The 1,340-nt window shown below is 67.8% G+C and carries 1 protein-coding gene and 1 other annotated feature; the gene reads right to left on the reverse strand.

Annotation, left to right across the window (positions count from 1 at the left end; genetic code table 11):
* Nucleotides 1–30: 30 nt before the first annotated feature.
* A protein-coding gene (locus tag GGG17_RS02700; RefSeq protein ID WP_154592262.1) for an IS3 family transposase occupies nucleotides 31–1,289 on the reverse strand; the annotation gives its coding sequence in 2 pieces (ribosomal slippage) (nucleotides 31–998 and nucleotides 998–1,289; 1,260 coding nt in all).
* Nucleotides 874–1,005: a sequence feature (AL1L pseudoknot), on the reverse strand. Its footprint overlaps the gene before it by 132 nt.
* Nucleotides 1,290–1,340 lie beyond the last annotated feature (51 nt).

The following is a 1,340-nucleotide window of genomic DNA, read 5'->3' on the forward strand; positions in this document are numbered from 1 at the left end:
TGAGTCGCCCCGGATTTCGTGGAGGGCGGGTTATGCCGTGCCGGCGGGTGCCGGGGCACGGTTGAGTGCAGCGTAGTAGGTGGCTTCGTACTCGGCGGGTGGGGTGTGGTCGCAGTGGCTGTGCAGGCGTTCGTGGTTGTACCAGTGGACCCAGGACAGGGTCGCGGCCTCGACGGCCTCGACGCCGGACCAGGGGCCTTCTCGCCAGATGAGCTCCTTCTTGTAGAGCCGATTGACCGCTTCGGCTGCGGCATTGTCGAACGAGTCGCCCACTGACCCGACCGACGCCTCGATCCCGGCCTGCTCGAGGCGCTCGGTGTAGGCAATCGCGCAGTACTGGACGCCGTGGTCGCTGTGGTGCACAAGCGCGTCGAGGGTGGCCTCGCCGTCCTGCCTACGTGACCAGATGGCCTGCTCCAGGGCGTCCAACGCCAGGTCGGTTCGCAGGTGGTTCGCGACCCGCCAGCCCACGATCCGCCGCGAGTACAGGTCGGTGACGAACGCGACGTACACGAACCCCGACCACGTCGCCACATAGGTGATGTCGGCGACCCAGCGACGGTCCGGCGCGGGCGCGGTGAAGTCCCGCTCGAGCCTGTCGGCCGGGAACGCGACCGTCTTGCTCGGGCGGCGCGTGGTGGTGGGGGTCCGCTTGTTCGAGACCCCTGCCAGTCCCAGAGCACGCATGCGTCGCTCGACGGTGCAGCGGGCGATGTGCTCGTCGGGATAGGCACGCGCCAGCGCCTTCCACACCTTCCTGACCCCGTACAGGCCGCGGTTGGTGGCGTGGATCGTGGTGATCCGTGCGTCCCACACCGCGTCCGAGACAGCCCGCGCGCACGGCTTACGGGACTTGCGGGCGTAGTACGAGCTGGGGGCGATCTGGTAGCCGGCCTCGGCCAACGTGGAGCAGATCGGCTCGACCCCGTGCTCGTCACGGTGGGCGTCGACGAAGGCGTCGACGTCACTCAGCGGCGGTCGAGCTCCGCCTGGGCAAAATACGCACTCGCCTGGCGAAGAATGAGATTCGCGCGCCGCAGGTCGCGGTTCTCCTTCTCCAGCTCGGCGATCCTTGCCGCGTCAACGCTCGTGGTTCCAGGCAGCTCACCGTCATCGACGCGGGCCGCTGTCACCCAATTCCGTAGCGTGTCGCCCTTGATCCCCAGCTGCTCACCCACGTCCCGACACGCCCTCGTCACGGTCATGCCAGGCACATCAGCCAGCCGGTCACGCACCAACCGGACCGACCTGTCACGAATCTCATCGGGATACTTCCTCGGAGCGGGCATGTCTGCATCCTCTCGGCAGATCAGACCCTCCACCACACCCGGGGCGACTCA

The sequence above is a fragment of the Arsenicicoccus cauae genome (genome assembly GCF_009707125.1).
Taxonomy (GTDB): domain Bacteria; phylum Actinomycetota; class Actinomycetes; order Actinomycetales; family Dermatophilaceae; genus Arsenicicoccus; species Arsenicicoccus cauae.